Below are 16,852 nucleotides of genomic sequence, written 5' to 3'. Positions count from 1 at the left end.
ATCACCATGCAGTTTGGTGCCAAGCCGCTGTTCGAAAACGTTTCCGTCAAATTCGGCGGTGGCAACCGCTACGGCCTGATCGGCGCCAATGGCTGCGGCAAGTCGACCTTCATGAAGATCCTCGGTGGCGACCTGGAACCGTCCGCCGGCCAGGTGATGCTCGAGCCGAACGTGCGCCTGGGCAAGCTGCGCCAGGATCAGTTCGCTTACGAAGAATTCAACGTGATCGACACGGTGATCATGGGTCACGAGGAGCTGTGGAAGGTCAAGGCTGAGCGCGACCGCATCTATTCGCTGCCGGAGATGAGCGAAGAGGACGGCATGAAGGTCGGCGAGCTCGAAGGTGAATTCGCCGAGATGGACGGTTACACCGCCGAATCCCGGGCCGGCGAGCTGCTGCTCGGCCTGGGCATTCCGCTGGAACAGCACTTCGGCCCGATGAGCGAAGTCGCACCCGGCTGGAAGCTGCGCGTGCTGCTGGCCCAGGCACTGTTCTCCGATCCGGATGTGCTGCTGCTGGACGAACCGACCAACCACCTGGACATCAACACCATCCGCTGGCTGGAAACGATTCTGACGGCGCGTAACAGCACCATGATCATCATTTCCCACGACCGCCACTTCCTGAACTCGGTCTGCACCCACATGGCCGACCTGGACTACGGCGAGCTGCGCCTGTTCCCGGGCAACTACGACGAGTACATGACCGCCGCCACCCAGTCGCGCGAGCAGTTGCTGTCGGACAACGCCAAGAAGAAGGCGCAGATCGCCGAACTGCAAACCTTTGTCAGCCGCTTCTCGGCCAACGCCTCCAAGGCCAAGCAGGCCACCAGCCGCGCCAAGCAGATCGACAAGATCCAGCTGGCCGAGGTCAAGCCGTCCAGCCGTATCAGCCCGTTCATCCGCTTCGAGCAGACCAAGAAGCTGCACCGCCAGGCAGTGACCGTCGAGCGCCTGTCCAAGGGCTTCGACGACAAGGAACTGTTCAAGAACTTCAGCTTCACCGTCGAGGCCGGCGAGCGTGTGGCGATCATCGGGCCGAACGGTATCGGCAAGACCACCCTGCTGCGCACCCTGGTCGGCGAACTGACCCCGGACAGCGGCAGCGTCAAGTGGACCGAGAGCGCCGACTACGGCTATTACGCCCAGGACCACGCGCATGACTTCGAGGATGACGTCAGCCTATTCGACTGGATGGGGCAGTGGACCCAGGGCGGCGAGCAACTGGTGCGCGGCACCCTCGGCCGCATGCTGTTCTCCAACGACGAGATCCTCAAGTCGGTCAAGGTCATCTCCGGTGGCGAGCAGGGCCGCATGCTGTTCGGCAAGCTGATCCTGCAGAAGCCCAACGTGCTGGTGATGGACGAACCGACCAACCACCTCGACATGGAATCCATCGAGGCGCTCAACCTGGCGCTGGAGAACTACCCGGGCACGCTGATCTTCGTCAGCCACGACCGCGAGTTCGTCAGCTCGCTGGCTACGCGCATCATCGAGCTGTCGGAAAACGGCGTGACCGACTTCAGCGGCAGCTACGACGACTACCTGCGCAGCCAGGGCGTGCTCGTCTGAAATGAGGTGGCGGGATCGGCATTGACCAAAGACCGATGCCCGCCTCAGCGGAATCAAAAAAAACGCCCCGACAGATGTTGGGGCGTTTGCTTTTCAGGTCCTGAACGGTGCTGCGGCCACGGTTAGCCCGCCGCAGTGCTCCAGTCGATCATGCCCAGCTGCCAGGTGGCGAGAATCAGCAGGCCGAAGCCGATCCGGTACCAGGCGAATGCTGCATAGCTGTGATTGCCGATGAACTTCAGCAGCGCACGCACCGCCAGCATGGCAAAGATGAAGGAGGTGACGAAGCCAATGGCGAACACGGCGAAGTCGCCGGGCTGGAACAGGTCGCGGTACTTGTAACCGGAATAGACCGCAGCCCCCACCATGGTCGGCATGGCCAGGAAGAAGGAAAACTCGGTAGCAGCCTTGCGTGACAAACCGAACAGCAGCCCGCCGATGATGGTCGAGCCCGAGCGCGACGTACCCGGCACCAGCGCCAGACACTGGGCAAAGCCGACTTTCAGCGCCAGCACCCAGTTCATGTCATCGACCGTCTCGGCGCGGATCGCATGGTCCCGCTTCTCTGCCCAGAGCATGACGATGCCCCCCACTACCAGCGCAGCAGCCACGGTGATGGGATTGAACAGGTATTCATGAATCAGGTCGGCGAAGGCTACGCCCAGCACGACGGCGGGCATGAAGGCGACCAGCAGGTTGACCGTGAACTTCTGCGCCTGGCGCTCCCTGGGCAGGCCGACCACCACGTCGATGATCTTGCGCCGGTACTCCCAGATCACTGCCAGTATCGCGCCCAACTGGATGATGATGTTGAAGGCCAGCGCTCGTTCGCCGCCAAAACCGATCAGGTCCGCCACGATGATCTGATGACCGGTGCTGGACACCGGAAGGAACTCCGTGACCCCTTCTACCACACCCAAAATCAACGCCTGAACCGCAATCCAAAGATCCATCTACTCCCCAAAAGCGATGCTGTACATCGCGCATGAATGCCACCAAGGTATATATCAGAAAGCCATCTGAGCGCTGTTCTGACTCGCCGCGGCGAATTAAATTCCACGGCTGAGGAAAAGGGGCTCATTTTTAGCCACGTGTAGCCGAAAAGCCATACATGGCCAGCCAGGCCAGCAACAAGTGGCCGAACGCATCCAATCCGCGGGTCACTGGATCCGGCGCACAGGCTTCAAGCCGCCGGCCCACGCGAGCCGGCGCCGTCGTCACGGCTGATGCTTCGAGTATCGATCCACCTACTCGCCAAAAGATAATAAAGACATCAAGGAGCTGCATTCATGAATCTGCTGCGTAATATCCCCATCAGCAGGCGTCTTTGGCTGATTCCCGTGTTCGCCGTCGCCATGCTGTTCATCCTCGGCCTGCTGATGATCCAGCAGGTCCGCTCCGATCTTTACAAAGGCAAGCAGGAAGGGACGCGCAACGTGGTTGAAGCAGCCACCGGTGTTTTCGAGCATTACCGGCAGCTGGAAACCAGCGGCGCGATGAGTACGGCCGAAGCTCAGCGTGCCGCCATCGAACAGGTACGCCTGCTGCGTTATGACGGCCAGGATTACTTCTGGATCAACGATCTCGGCCCGACCATGATCATGCATCCGATGCAGCCCAAGCTCGAAGGTCAGGACCTGTCGAAGATCGAGGACCCGGACGGCAAGCAGCTGTTCAACGAGATGGTAGCGATCGCTCGGCGCGACGGTGCGGGCCTGGTCGACTACATGTGGGCCAAGCCGGGCCAGCAAGATCCCGTGCCGAAAATCTCCTATGTCCAGCTGTTCAAACCGTGGGGCTGGATCATCGGATCGGGCATCTACGTAGACGACGTCGAACAGGAGTTCTGGAACTACGTGGTACGCTTTTCCTTCATTGGCCTGTTCATCGCTGCGATCATGTCCGCCATGGTCGCCATCCTGATCCGCAGCATCGTCGGCCCGATACACCAAACCATCGGGGCGATGGCCAATATCGCCAGCGGCGAAGCCGATCTCAGCCGCACGCTGGACGTTTCCGGCAACGATGAACTGACCACGCTTGGCCGCGACTTCAACCGGTTCACGCAGAAGCTACGTACGGTGGTCGGCCAGTTGTTCGAGACTGCCGGGGCCCTTGACCAGTCCTCGCGCTCGCTCAGCGAGCTGTCCGGCCAGGCGCATGAGCAAAGTCAACGGCAGATGCTGCAGATGGAGCATGTTGCTACGGCTGTCAACGAAGTCACCTACGCGGTGCAGGAAGTCGCCAAGAATGCCGAGCATGCCTCCACCGAGGTGGGCGCGGCGGAAAACCAGGCAGGCCTCGGACAGCGCAATATCGAGACGAGCCTGCAGCAGATCGACGCACTTTCGGCAACCATCAGCCAGGCCGTGGACGTCATCCAGTCACTGGCCGACGAAACCACGAAGATCGGTTCGGTACTCGAGGTCATCGGCTCGATCGCCGAACAGACCAATCTCCTGGCGCTGAATGCGGCGATCGAAGCGGCCCGGGCCGGGGAACAGGGACGCGGCTTCGCCGTCGTGGCAGACGAGGTCCGCCTGCTGGCCCAGCGCACACAGCAGTCGACGGCCGAGATCCAGGGAATGATAGAACGCCTGCAGAAGAACTCCGGCGCGGCGGTGAACGTCATCATGGAAAGCAATCGCGCGTCGCAACTCACCGTGGAGCAAGCCAGCCAGGCAGGTGAAAGCCTCGCTGAAATCGCCCAGGCCCTGCGCAACCTGTCGGGCGTCAACGCCTCGATTGCCAGCGCCACGCTGCAGCAGTCCCACGTGGTGGAGGAAATCAATCAGAACGTGACCCAGGCAACCGGACTGGCTCAGGAAAGCACGCTGGCAGCCGAACACTCCAGTGAGGCAGGCAAACGCCTGGGCGAGCTGGCCAGCCAGCTCAATCGTCTGCTCAGCCAGTTCCGAGTCTGACGCCGCACCTAGCGGTCCGCTTCCAGCGAGCGGACCGCCCTCTTTTGACGCAGCGCGTCGATAGCTGCTCGCCGCTGACGTCACGTCTCTGGTTATTGCACTTCGGGCTCGCGACAAGTTGTCGCAACGGCAGATAGCCGTAAACCTCGGCAGGCCCGCCGAGGCGCCGGTTATTTCTATTATTTCTTTCTAATACAACGAGTTAAATGATGCGCTCAGGCATTCGCAAGCCATGCGCAAGACCTATACCTTTGGCTAATTGCGTAGCGGCTCAGAAATTTTTGAACTCGCATGTGACTCGCCCGTCCTCTGGGTACATCAACTGCAATGTAAGACCAACGCCAACGAACTTGGCTGCAGGTATTTTGGGTATCACACAGAGAGACATGCCCCATGCACACCCCGCTGCGTATCAACGAAGCCCTTTTGATCACCGACCGTGCGTTCAAGCCATTCCAGTGCGTCGCCTGGACGCTGCCCGAAGGAAACGGTGAAGTCAGCATCACCGTCGTAGATCGCAATGAAGCGCGCCTGCTGGGCCGCTGCAAGATGTCCAGCAGCGTCTTCACCGATCCAATCAAGCTCGGCGAGACCCTGGAGCAAGCCCGCGAGCAACTGAGCCGCGACGGCGCCCATTTCTCGCCCTGGCACATGCCCGAGTAATCACCACGTCTTGCGAAAGAAGGCCTGCCGCCCTGCCCCAGGCCTTTTTTCGTACTCCCCCATATGCCTGGCGCGTGAGTTCTCGACTGATCCATTCGCCTGTTTGACGGTCCTACGTTGAACAGGCAAATCGGGAGAAGCAGATGAAAGGCGCAGAAGCATACGTCAACGACCAGTGGCAGAGCAGCGGCCTCGGCGATCTACCCCAGGGGCCGGACGAACACCATGTCCGGCTGCACTTCATCGTCCCGAGAGATGCTCAGAGCCCCGGACTGATCGACCATATCTACGAGGTCGCACAGCGCCATCTCTGCGATTTCTACACCGGACGCGAGGTCACCCACAAGCCGTCGGTCGGTTCAGTGGTAGGTGACGGCAGTGGCGACGGCATTGATCTGGACTTCAACGTAGCGCCAGCCCGCTGACCTCATGTCGAGTAGCGCAGCGCATGGTTGCGCCGAAGTTTTCGGCGCAGCGCATCTGCGCTGCTGTCCTCTCCTGCCCGCTTCGACCGGAAGGATGACCTGGAAATGACCCCCTTCGACCTGCAGCGCATGCTCTTGCACGAATTTCCGCTGATGTTCGTCATGGAGGTGGCACTGCGGGCGCTGCTTGCCTTCATAGCGGTATTCGTTTTCCTCAAGGTCAGCGGACGGCGCGGAATCCGCCAGTTGTCGGTCTTCGAACTGGTGATCATCCTGACCCTCGGCTCCGCTGCGGGGGACGTATCGTTCTATGACGACGTGCCGCTGCTGCCGGTTGCGGCAGTGTTCGTCACGCTGCTGGCGCTCTATCGCCTCACCGTATTCTTCATGAACCATAGCCCGCGGTTCGGCGTATGGCTGGAAGGCAAGCCGGTGACCATCATTCGTGACGGCATCTACGAGCTGCGCAGCCTGGACAGTCTCAATATCTCGGCTGACGAGTTCTTCATGGAACTGCGCCAGCAGGGCGTCGAGCACCTCGGTCAGGTGAGACTCGGCATTCTGGAAAACGATGGCAACGTCAGCCTGTACTTTCATGAAGACGAGGCTGTTCGCCCCGGGCTTTCCGTGCTGCCTCCCGAGTACCGCCCGGTGTTCCAACAGGTGCCCGCCAGTGGCATGTATGCCTGCAGCCGCTGCGGTTTTCCCCAGGCGTTCGAAAGTCAGCAGGCTCAGAGCTGCCCTCGTTGCGGCAATCCCAGCTGGTCGAAAGCGCTTTCCACGCTCCGCTCCCGCTGATGCACGGTAAGAACCGTCGAACCCGCTGCCGGTCAGTTGCTAGAGGCTGCAGAAAAATCTGTTCATGACAGCCATCTTTCCCAACCAGAGGCAGGAGCACACCATGCTTGGCGACTATTCATCGATCAACGACCACCTCGAGACTGCTCGCAAACATGCCGACCAGGCAGAGACCGAAGGCAAGCACGAACTCTACCGCGAAGCGGTCGACGAACTGGTGGCAGCCATTCGACTGCTGATGCGCAACAGCGACGAGAAGGACAGCTGAGTCAGCGATCGCCTCGCCCGCGGTGCTGGCGAGGCCCCCAGCGGATACCGCCGCACGTGCATAACGAAAGCGTAACGGAGGGCCTTTTGCCAGTGGCTGATGGACTGCGTCCTGTGCCCGCTGACGAAAGCAGTGACACTGGCACCCTGCTGTGCCCGACCCTGCCGCCGGATCTCCACTACGTCGACGATGCACAGCCCGGCGTCAGCCGGCGAAAACAGCGGGGGAAATTCATCTATTTCAAGCCGAACGGCGAGCGGATTCGCGATGAGGAGGACATCCGGCGAATCAATAAGCTGGCCATTCCACCAGCCTATCGCGACGTCTGGATCTGCCCGGACCCACAAGGCCATCTGCAAGCCACGGGGCGCGATGCCCGCGGACGCAAGCAGTATCGCTATCACCCGCGCTGGCGAGAGGTCCGCGACAGCAACAAATACGAGCGGATGCTCGATTTCGGCGAAGCCTTGCCGAAATTGCGCAGCAAGCTGGAAAAGCATCTCGCCCACCCAGGAATGCCTCGCGAAAAAATCATGGCACTGGTGGTTCTGCTGCTCGAGTCGACCCTGATACGAATCGGCAACCCGCGTTACGCCCGCGACAATCGCTCCTATGGCCTGACCACACTGCGCCCGCGGCATGTGGATGTTCGAGGCACCTCAATTCGCTTTCGCTTCCGCGGCAAGAGTGGCGTAGAGCATGAGGTTACCTTGCGCGACCGCCGCCTCGCCCGGCTCATGCGGCGCTGCATGGGATTACCGGGGCAGCAGCTGTTCCAGTACCTGGATGCGGACGGCCAGCGCCACGCCGTCAGCTCCGGTGACGTGAATGCCTATCTGCGTGAAATGACCGGGCGTGACTTCACCGCCAAGGACTATCGCACCTGGGCTGGCAGCGCCCTGGCGCTGGAGCGGCTGCGAAAGCTGGATGCGTCATCGGAGCACATTGCCCGACAGAACATGGTCGAAACGGTCAAGCAGGTCGCCAGCCAGTTGGGCAACACACCGGCGGTGTGCCGCCAGTGCTACATCCACCCTGCGATCCTGCAGGCGTTCAGCGAAGGCTCGCTGACCCGGCTGCGTGCAGCTCGAAAACGCAAATGGCTGAGCGCGGAAGAAGTCGCGCTGCTGACCTTTCTCAAGAAAGCCGCTAACTGATGCGGTAGGCGTACGCCGGTCCAGTGCTAGTGCTAGTGCTAGTGCTGATGCAGCGTGACGCGGTTGCGGCCCGCGCCTTTCGAAGCGTAAAGCGCGGAGTCGGCCCATTCGATCAGCTGCGCATGGCTGTTGGTGGGCGCACTGAGATCTGCCACCCCGAGGCTGATGGTGAAGCGAATGCGATGTTGCTCGTGTACAACCTCATGGCTTTCCACGGCATGCCTCAATCGCTCGGCGAATATCATGGCCCCCTGCTTGTCGGTGTCTGGCAACAGCACCACGAATTCTTCACCGCCATAGCGCCCCGCCAGGTCGGTGTCCCGCAAATTATCACGGATGATGTCGGCGACCTGCTGAATGACCGCGTCGCCCGCCTGATGCCCGTAGGTGTCGTTGATCACCTTGAAGTGGTCGATATCGAACATCACCAGGGCAGCCTGGCTGTCGTAACGCCGATGGCGCGCATAGCCCTGGCGCAGCATCTCTTCCCAATGGCCGCGGTTGTACAGCCCGGTCAGGCGGTCGGTACTCGATAACCGCTGCAATTCGGCATTGGCTGCCTGCAACTGGAGGCGGTTCACGGCCACATGCGTCACGTCGTAGATGATCAGGCAGACCTGACCGATACTTCCATCGAGCCCCTTGAGCGGCAACAGGGTGGTGTTCTGGTACATGAAGTCTTCCAGACCGGTGATCGGCTGGTAGTTCTTGAAACGCAGGAGATACGGACGCTGCTCCCAGACGGTGAACGACGGCGTGCCAAGGGTCATGACGCTTTCCACCTTGCGACGGAACCACTCCTCGTCAACCTCGGGAAAAAGCGTGAAGAAGGAGCTGTTGCGCGCCGTCCTGGGCGGCAACCCGGAGCGATTTTCCATGAAGGTGTTCCAGACTTCGACGCGGAAGTCGCGGTCCAGTACCACGACGCCGACATCGATGCTCTGGACGATGGCCAGCAACCAGTGAAGCTCATTCAGTTCGGTTGAATCGCTCATGCTCAATCCATCAAGTGGGCGAGCTTGCGAGTCAGCAGCTCGACCGAATCTTCCGTGAACAACAGCAGCAGGTCAAAGTGGATGTCGTGCCCTTCCAGGCTATAGCTGATTTCGACGGCCAAGGTCTTTTTCCATCTGGCACTGTTGAGGCGTATCAGCTCCTCGATCGATGCGTGCTGCCCGAGCACCTGGGGATGCCCCTGGGAAAACACCAGCCCGATCTGTTCTGCAATTCCGCTCAGGCAAGCGCTGATCAGCAGGCTCGACAGGTCCAGGAGCATTTCCATCTCCAGGTAATCCTGCCGCTGCATCAGCCGCGCCATGTCGGAGACTTCCGAATCATGGAACAGCAATAGCGCCTCTCCGGCGATGCCGCCACCGATGTAACCCTGACAGACGGCAGTCATTTTTTCACCGCGCGCCGCATCGGCCAGCGCCATGTGCAGCTCGCCGACCTCGAGGATGTTGACGTTGGGGATCGGCAGCTGGATGAAGACGCCCAACACGCGTGCCAACAGGGCTGCAGCCCGCCCCATGGCAATGTTGACGACCTCCCGAAACGTATCGCGGAAACTGACTTGCTCGCCTTGCGTACGGCTGATCAGCGACGACAGATCGTCCAGCAAGCCAAAACTGGCAAGTGTCTGCTGTAGATGAACGGGATCGGCCGGTTTCTTGATGAACGCCAGCGCGCCGAGCTCCAGTACCCGCCGTACCGCCTCGTCCTGGATGTCGGCGGAAACGACGATGGTCTTGCACTGCAGCCGCTCTTCACGAAGCTGCGCAAGCACCTGATAGCCGTCCAGCTCGGGCATTGTGAGGTCGAGCAGCAACACGTCGATGTCGCCCTGACGGATTCTCTCCAGGGCTTCGACGCCGGTAGCCGCTTGGCTGACGATGACAGGCCAGCCGGCAGGTAGCGCTTGCCGGAGCTGCTTGCGCGCCAGAACGGAGTCATCGCAGATCAACAGGGATATGGCAGACATCTGGTACGAGCTCTCGTTGCCCGATCAACCTAAGCGCGAGAGCTTATCGCAGGACAGACGCTCTGTGTACGTCACCCGCGCAAAAATAGTGGCAATTTGCCCAAAAACCGCCAAACGGCCGGCGAAATCTGCCTCGCCGGCCAGGCGGCATCAATAGTATGCGTTTTCGCGATTGGTATGATCGGTCACGTCGCGCACCCCTTTCAGCTCCGGAATCCGCGCCAGCAGGGTTTTCTCGATGCCTTCCTTGAGGGTAACGTCGGCCTGGCCGCAGCCCTGGCAACCACCACCGAACTGCAGGACCGCGACGCCCTCTTCGACCACATCGATCAGTGTCACCTGCCCGCCGTGGCTGGCCAGGCCAGGGTTGATCTCGGTCTGCAGGTAATAGTTGATGCGCTCGTTCAGCGGGCTGTCGTCGTTGACCATCGGCACCTTGGCATTCGGCGCCTTGATGGTCAGTTGCCCGCCCATGCGATCAGTGGCGTAGTCGACCAGCGCATCTTCCAGGAAAGGCTCGCTGACGCCGTCGATCCAAGCAGTGAAGCTCTTCAGCGCCAGGGCGATGTCATCCGGCTTCTCCTCGCCTGGTTTGCAATAGGCGATGCAGGTTTCCGCGTAAGGGGTGCCTGGCTGGGTGATGAAGATACGAATGCCGATGCCGGTGGTGTTCTGCTTTTCGAGCAGGTCGGCCAGATAATCGTGTGCAGCTTCGGTAATGGTGATCGCGCTCATGAGAACTCCTCGCAGACATGCGCGGCAGTGTACGCCAAACCACTGCCGCGGTTAAGTCCTAGTATTTTAGTCAGGATAACGCTCATTGCGTTCCGCTCCATCTGCGGAATCCAGGCCGCACTCACAGGTTCTGGTATCGATTCATGTCGAGGACGCCCGCCTCTACCGGCTCGGTCTCTTCGAGGTAGCGCGTCATGTCACCGAAATAGTCCCAGAAACGGGGATGGCTTCGACGCACTCCCCAGCGCCCGACCAGCCGCTCCATATCCGCGGCATCGCGCACCTGCTCCAGCGCTGCGACGAATACGGGTACTTGCGCTGCCGGTATAACGAACATGAAGTTCGGGTAGCTGCTCAGGATGCCCGGGTAAACGGTCAGGGTGTCCAGCCGAGGCTGCCAGCGAAGCGTCTCGCCAAACATGAAGGCGACGTTACTGTGCGCGCGATTGCGCAGCAGGCTGTAGATTTCGCGGCGTCCCTGCCCGTACTCGACGCGTAGCAGGGTGGCCTCCGGCAGCTGCAGGATGGCCGGCAATCCACCTGCCAGGCGGTTGCTCAGGCGACTCAGCGCCTGCTCGGCGCGCTGCAGTGCTGCCGGCTGCTCGGGCCGGTAGCAGCGAGTGCCCTGGCAGCGATTGATCGGATCCGGCGCCGCATTGATGCCGGCAAAGCGCTCGAGCATCTGCCCGGCGAAAGCGCGCTTGGGATCGGCCTTGCCCAGTTGGAGCAGCGAGGGTGTCGAACGGTCGATGGAGGTATAGGCCAGCAGCAACTTCAGCTGCCCGCTCTTTTCGTACCAGTCGTCGAGGATCGCCTGCCGGGAATCAGCGGGCAGCAGGCGCAGGAAATTCAGCTCGGCGCCATTGCGGATCAGGTCGAAGTAAAGCCGTGTCTGCCCCTGATGGGACACGTTGCCGAACACGTCGAAGTTGACCACCAGTTGGTAGTAGGTGCGCTCGAGCAGCGGATAGTCCATCCACCAGAGCGTCTGTGGAACCTCGCCGATGAGCCCCTTGCGCACCGACGCGCTGTCATGCTGACGGAAGATGCTCAGCAGGGCATTGTCGTTGCCGGACCAGATCTGCGGCCACTGGGCAGGCTTGTCGGCATAGGCTTTCATGCGCAACCGTTCGTACTGATTGCGCTTGCTGCGGTAGGTCTGCCAGAAGGCCAGCAGGTCGCCCATCTCATCGAACTGGCCGGGGACCGCCAGCAGCGGCGTGGCCTGCTCGCGGAAGTGACGGTCCGTCACGTACAGGTCGTGCTGCGGGTCCTGGAAGAACACCCAGAAGTTGTCGCGAATCACATCGGTGGCGATCGGCCCGCGACAGACCGGCCCGCGGATGAAGGTGCGCACGAAGTATTCGGCGTTGTCCAGCATGAACTGGTAACGCGCCTCGGCCGGAATCGCCTGGAACGTCTTGAACGGGTTGGCCCGATGGCCGGCGCCGTAACCGGGCACGACATCGACGCTCCAGTCGCTCTCGAAGAACAGCGACCTGACCCGCGCCAGCTTCGCCACGCTCAACGGATAGGTAATGTGCGTCTTGTGCACGATGACGTCTGCGATCGGCCGTAACCGATAGCTGAAATGCGTGCCCGGGTCATCGTTCGGGCGGCGCGTGGCGATCGGATCGACCGGCTCTCCGCTGGGGCTGCGCGAGCGCACCAGTTGGTAGAAATGACCGCCGTCCGCCCCTTCGAAATACAGGTGGGCAATGAAGAGGTGCTCATAGAGCCAGCGGCCGACCAGGCTGCCACGCGGGCCGGGTGTATTGAGCAGTCGTTCCCACTCAGCGATCTGCGCCGCCTCGGCGGCGGATGGCTGCAGCGCCTGGCTCTCGACTGGCGCGCCCTGCTCCAGCCAGCGCTGCAGTCGGGCATATTCGTCGTCGCTCAGTCCGGTCACGGCGAACGGCATTCCGCCATGGGCATTGCCGCGGGCATAGGCATCGAACTCTTCCGGCAGCGGGCAACTGTTTTCCCTGCCGATGCCGATATCCAGCTCCGCTGGTAGTTTGGCGTTGGCGACCAGCGGCTGGCTGCGACCGAGTTCCAGCATCCGCGCCATCAGTGCTGCCTGGCTACCCTGGGCATCGAGCACCGAATGAAAGCCCTTGCGCCGCCAGGCCGCCTCGCCTTCGGCATCGAGGAACAGCCGGCTCGGGGCCTGGGCCTTCACGCGGACGCCATCGTAGACCGGCAGTTTGTGCCCACCACGGGACGCGCCCTCGGCGCTGCCCAGATTGAGCTGGCAAGGCGAGTCGTAACAGGCATGGCAGGCGACGCACTTGGCGGTGAAGATCGGCTGGATGTCGCGCTGATAGGAAAGGGCTTCGGCTTGCGCAGCATTACCCGAGAATAAAAGCAGACAGACGAGCCAGAAACGGAAGGACATGTAACGAGCGCCTGGAAGTGAGCCCGCATTCTATTCGTCCCGGTCGATGACCGCTAATCGCCGCGCCAACCTGAATAATCTTCATGCAAAAGCCCGGAAGCTAAAAAAGCATGCAGCTTTGCTATCATTCGCGCTCTTTTCGTTCCCGCTTTTTCAGGTAGTCCCCATGTCCACTCGCAACGCCCGTCTTCAGGCCCTCCAACAAGCGCTCAAGGAGCGCATCCTGATTCTGGACGGTGGTATGGGCACCATGATCCAGAGCTACAAGCTGGAGGAATCCGATTACCGCGGCACGCGCTTCGCCGATTGGCCGCAGGACGTCAAGGGTAACAACGACCTGCTGCTGTTGAGCCGCCCGGACGTGATCCAGGCCATCGAGAAGGCCTATCTGGACGCCGGCGCCGACATCCTCGAAACCAACACCTTCAACGCCACCCGCGTGTCCCAGGCCGACTACGGCATGGAAGAGCTGGTCTACGAGCTGAACGTCGAGGGTGCGCGCCTGGCCCGCGAAGTGGCCGACGCCAAGACCGCCGAGACGCCGGACCGCCCGCGCTTCGTCGCCGGCGTGCTCGGCCCGACCAGCCGTACCTGCTCGATCTCCCCGGACGTCAACAACCCCGGCTATCGCAACGTCACCTTCGACCTGCTGGTGGAAAACTATGTCGAGGCTACCCGTGGCCTGATCGAAGGCGGCGCCGACCTGATCCTGATCGAAACCATCTTCGATACCCTCAATGCCAAGGCGGCGATCTTCGCCGTGCAGCAGGTGTTCGAAGAAGACGGCGTCGAGCTGCCGATCATGATCTCCGGCACCATCACCGATGCGTCCGGCCGCACCCTGTCCGGCCAGACCACCGAGGCGTTCTGGAACTCGGTGGCCCATGCCAAGCCGATTTCCGTGGGCCTGAACTGCGCCCTCGGCGCCAAGGACCTGCGCCCCTACCTGGAAGAACTGGCCAACAAGGCCGGGACCCACGTTTCCGCGCACCCCAACGCCGGCCTGCCCAACGCCTTCGGTGAATACGACGAAACCCCGGCGGAAATGGCCGCGGTGGTCGAAGAGTTCGCTGCCAGCGGCTTTCTCAACATCATCGGCGGCTGCTGCGGCACCACGCCGGCGCACATCCAGGCCATCGCCGAAGCCGTGGCCAAGTACCCGCCGCGCGCCATCCCGGACATCCCCAAGGCTTGCCGCCTGTCGGGCCTGGAGCCGTTCACCATCGACCGCAGCTCGCTGTTCGTCAACGTCGGTGAGCGCACCAACATTACCGGTTCCGCCAAATTTGCCCGGCTGATCCGCGAGGAGAACTACACCGAGGCGCTGGAAGTCGCCCTGCAGCAGGTGGAAGCCGGCGCCCAGGTGATCGACATCAACATGGACGAGGGCATGCTGGATTCGAAGGCGGCCATGGTCACCTTCCTCAACCTGATCGCCGGCGAGCCGGACATTTCCCGCGTGCCGATCATGATCGACTCCTCCAAGTGGGAGGTGATCGAGGCGGGCCTCAAGTGCATCCAGGGCAAGGGCATCGTCAACTCGATCTCCATGAAGGAAGGCGTCGAGCAGTTCAAGCAGCACGCCCACCTGTGCAAGCGCTACGGCGCCGCGGTGGTGGTGATGGCCTTCGACGAAGCCGGCCAGGCCGACACCGCCGCGCGCAAGCGCGAGATCTGCCAGCGCAGCTACGACATCCTGGTCAATGAAGTCGGCTTCCCGCCGGAAGACATCATCTTCGACCCGAACATCTTCGCCATCGCCACCGGCATCGAGGAACACAACAACTACGCGGTCGACTTCATCGAAGCCTGTGCCTTCATCCGCGACAACCTGCCCTACGCGCTGACCTCGGGCGGCGTGTCCAACGTGTCATTCTCCTTCCGCGGCAACAACCCGGTGCGCGAGGCGATCCACTCGGTGTTCCTGTTCCATGCGATCAAGGCGGGCCTGACCATGGGCATCGTCAACGCCGGCCAACTGGAGATCTACGACGAGATTCCGAAGGAGCTGCGCGACGCGGTCGAGGACGTGGTGCTCAATCGCAGCGCCAACGGTACCGAAGCGCTGCTGGAACTGGCCGACAAGTACAAAGGCGACGGCTCGGTCAAGGAAGCCGAAACCGAGGAATGGCGCAACCTGCCGGTGGACAAGCGACTGGAACACGCGCTGGTCAAGGGCATCACCGCCTTTATCGTCGAAGACACCGAGGAATGCCGCCAGCAGTGCGCGCGCCCCATCGAGGTCATCGAAGGCCCGCTGATGAGCGGCATGAACGTGGTCGGCGACCTGTTCGGCGCCGGCAAGATGTTCCTGCCCCAGGTGGTGAAATCCGCCCGCGTGATGAAGCAGGCCGTGGCCCACCTGATCCCCTTCATCGAAGCGGAGAAAGGCGACAAGCCGGAAGCCAAGGGCAAGATCCTCATGGCCACGGTGAAGGGCGACGTGCACGACATCGGCAAGAACATCGTCGGCGTGGTGCTCGGCTGCAACGGCTACGACGTGGTCGACATGGGCGTGATGGTGCCGGCGGAGAAGATCCTGCAGACCGCCATCGCCGAGAAGTGCGACATCATCGGCCTGTCCGGCCTGATCACGCCGTCGCTGGACGAGATGGTCCATGTGGCCAAGGAAATGCAGCGCCAGGGTTTCAGCCTGCCACTGATGATCGGCGGCGCCACCACCTCCAAGGCGCACACCGCGGTGAAGATCGACCCGCAGTACCACAACGATGCGGTGGTCTACGTCACTGACGCCTCGCGCGCGGTGGGTGTCGCCACCACCCTGCTGTCCAAGGAGCTCAAGCCCGCCTTCGTCGACAAGACCCGCGAAGAATACGCCGTGATCCGCGAGCGCACCGCCAACCGCAATGCGCGCACCGAGCGGCTGAGCTATGCCCAGGCCGTCGCCAACAAGCCGCAGTTCGACTGGACCGACTACACGCCGGTCAAGCCGAGCTTCACCGGCCGCCAGCTGCTGGAAGACATCGACCTGCGCACCCTGGCCGAGTACATCGACTGGACGCCCTTCTTCATCGCCTGGGACCTGGCCGGCAAGTACCCGCGCATCCTCGAGGATGAAGTGGTCGGTGAAGCAGCCACCTCGCTGTTCAGCGACGCCCAGGCGATGCTGAACAAGCTGATCGACGAGAAGCTGATCCGCGCCCGCGCCGTGTTCGGCTTCTGGCCGGCCAACCAGGTGCAGGACGATGACCTGGAGGTCTATGGCGACAGCGGCGAGAAACTGGCCACCCTGCACCACCTGCGCCAGCAGATCATCAAGCCGGACGCCAAGCCGAATCTGTCCCTGGCCGATTTCGTCGCGCCGAAGGACAGCGGCATCACCGATTATGTCGGCGGCTTCATCTGCACCGCCGGCATCGGCGCCGAAGAGCTGGCCAAGGCCTACCAGGACAAGGGCGACGACTACAACTCGATCATGGTCAAGGCGCTCGCCGACCGCCTCGCCGAGGCCTGCGCCGAATGGCTGCACGAACAGGTGCGCAAGCAGTACTGGGGCTACGCCAAGGATGAGCAGCTGAGCAACGAGGAGCTGATCCGCGAACAGTACAAGGGCATCCGTCCTGCCCCCGGCTACCCGGCCTGCCCGGACCACACCGAAAAAGGCACGCTGTTCCAGCTGCTCGATGCCGACGGCATCAGCCAGGTCACGCTCACCGAGCACTACGCCATGCTGCCTACCGCGGCGGTCAGCGGCTGGTACTTCGCCCACCCGGAAGCGCAGTACTTCGCGGTCGGCAAGATCGATCGCGACCAGGTGGAGAGCTACAGCCAGCGCAAGGGCCAGGAGCTGGCCGTCAGCGAGCGCTGGCTGATGCCGAACCTGGGGTATGACGACTGATCCGCAGAAACGACGACCGAGGGTCAGAAGATCACACCGAAGCCGAAACTGACCTTTGCCGAACTGGAGGAT

13 protein-coding genes are annotated in these 16,852 nt (G+C 61.8%); 8 read left to right on the top strand and 5 right to left on the bottom strand.

Annotated features, from left to right (window positions below; genetic code table 11):
- Positions 1–1,572 (top strand): ABC-F family ATPase (locus B597_RS36910; protein WP_024162130.1); only part of this gene is annotated, 1,572 nt, incomplete at its 5' end.
- A gap of 122 nt (positions 1,573–1,694) precedes the next feature.
- Here B597_RS36910 and B597_RS36905 read toward each other — a convergent pair.
- Entirely contained in the window at positions 1,695–2,525 is an 831-nt protein-coding gene (locus B597_RS36905; RefSeq protein ID WP_003297457.1) for an undecaprenyl-diphosphate phosphatase, read from the bottom strand.
- A gap of 336 nt (positions 2,526–2,861) precedes the next feature.
- Between B597_RS36905 and B597_RS36900 the strand changes: the two genes are divergently transcribed.
- The 6 genes from B597_RS36900 (at position 2,862) to B597_RS36880 (ending at position 7,807) form a co-directional block, all read left to right on the top strand.
- Complete coding sequence (locus tag B597_RS36900) at positions 2,862–4,496, top strand: methyl-accepting chemotaxis protein (protein ID WP_003297456.1); 1,635 nt, start codon at positions 2,862–2,864, stop codon at positions 4,494–4,496.
- Between the two features lie 393 nt (positions 4,497–4,889).
- Positions 4,890–5,159: a hypothetical protein gene (locus B597_RS36895; protein ID WP_003297455.1), complete on the top strand. Its 270-nt coding sequence runs from the start codon at positions 4,890–4,892 to the stop codon at positions 5,157–5,159.
- A 143-nt stretch (positions 5,160–5,302) separates the two neighbouring features.
- The gene (locus B597_RS36890) at positions 5,303–5,584 is read left to right on the top strand and encodes a hypothetical protein (RefSeq protein WP_003297454.1); all 282 of its coding nucleotides are present in this window, start codon (positions 5,303–5,305) and stop codon (positions 5,582–5,584) included.
- Positions 5,585–5,689: 105 nt separating this feature from the next.
- Positions 5,690–6,382, top strand: a complete 693-nt coding sequence (locus B597_RS36885) for a DUF421 domain-containing protein (protein ID WP_003297453.1) — start codon at positions 5,690–5,692, stop codon at positions 6,380–6,382.
- Between the two features lie 64 nt (positions 6,383–6,446).
- On the top strand, positions 6,447–6,650 hold the full coding sequence (locus B597_RS47045; protein WP_152028173.1) for a hypothetical protein: 204 nt from the start codon (positions 6,447–6,449) through the stop codon (positions 6,648–6,650).
- A 113-nt stretch (positions 6,651–6,763) separates the two neighbouring features.
- Positions 6,764–7,807 carry a DNA topoisomerase IB gene (locus B597_RS36880; protein WP_003297450.1) on the top strand — a complete coding sequence of 348 codons (1,044 nt, stop codon included), beginning with the start codon at positions 6,764–6,766 and terminating at the stop codon, positions 7,805–7,807.
- 38 nt (positions 7,808–7,845) lie between these two features.
- Here B597_RS36880 and B597_RS36875 read toward each other — a convergent pair whose 3' ends face one another.
- The 4 genes from B597_RS36875 to B597_RS36860 form a co-directional block, all read right to left on the bottom strand.
- Positions 7,846–8,802 carry a sensor domain-containing diguanylate cyclase gene (locus B597_RS36875; RefSeq protein ID WP_003297449.1) on the bottom strand — a complete coding sequence of 319 codons (957 nt, stop codon included), beginning with the start codon at positions 8,800–8,802 and terminating at the stop codon, positions 7,846–7,848.
- A gap of 2 nt (positions 8,803–8,804) precedes the next feature.
- Positions 8,805–9,788: a response regulator gene (locus B597_RS36870; RefSeq protein ID WP_003297447.1), complete on the bottom strand. Its 984-nt coding sequence runs from the start codon at positions 9,786–9,788 to the stop codon at positions 8,805–8,807.
- Between the two features lie 150 nt (positions 9,789–9,938).
- Positions 9,939–10,523: a Fe-S biogenesis protein NfuA gene (gene nfuA / locus B597_RS36865; RefSeq protein ID WP_003297445.1), complete on the bottom strand. Its 585-nt coding sequence runs from the start codon at positions 10,521–10,523 to the stop codon at positions 9,939–9,941.
- Positions 10,524–10,644: 121 nt separating this feature from the next.
- Complete coding sequence (locus B597_RS36860; protein WP_003297444.1) at positions 10,645–12,921, bottom strand: fatty acid cis/trans isomerase; 2,277 nt, start codon at positions 12,919–12,921, stop codon at positions 10,645–10,647.
- Positions 12,922–13,087: 166 nt separating this feature from the next.
- Here B597_RS36860 and metH point away from each other — a divergent pair, with 166 nt between their 5' ends.
- Positions 13,088–16,780, top strand: a complete 3,693-nt coding sequence (gene metH / locus B597_RS36855; RefSeq protein WP_003297443.1) for a methionine synthase — start codon at positions 13,088–13,090, stop codon at positions 16,778–16,780.
- Positions 16,781–16,852: the final 72 nt, after the last annotated feature.

Source organism: Stutzerimonas stutzeri KOS6 (assembly GCF_000307775.2).
GTDB lineage: Bacteria > Pseudomonadota > Gammaproteobacteria > Pseudomonadales > Pseudomonadaceae > Stutzerimonas > Stutzerimonas stutzeri_B.
Note: the sequence above shows the minus strand (reverse complement) of the source record. Positions and strands in the feature narration are given on the sequence as shown.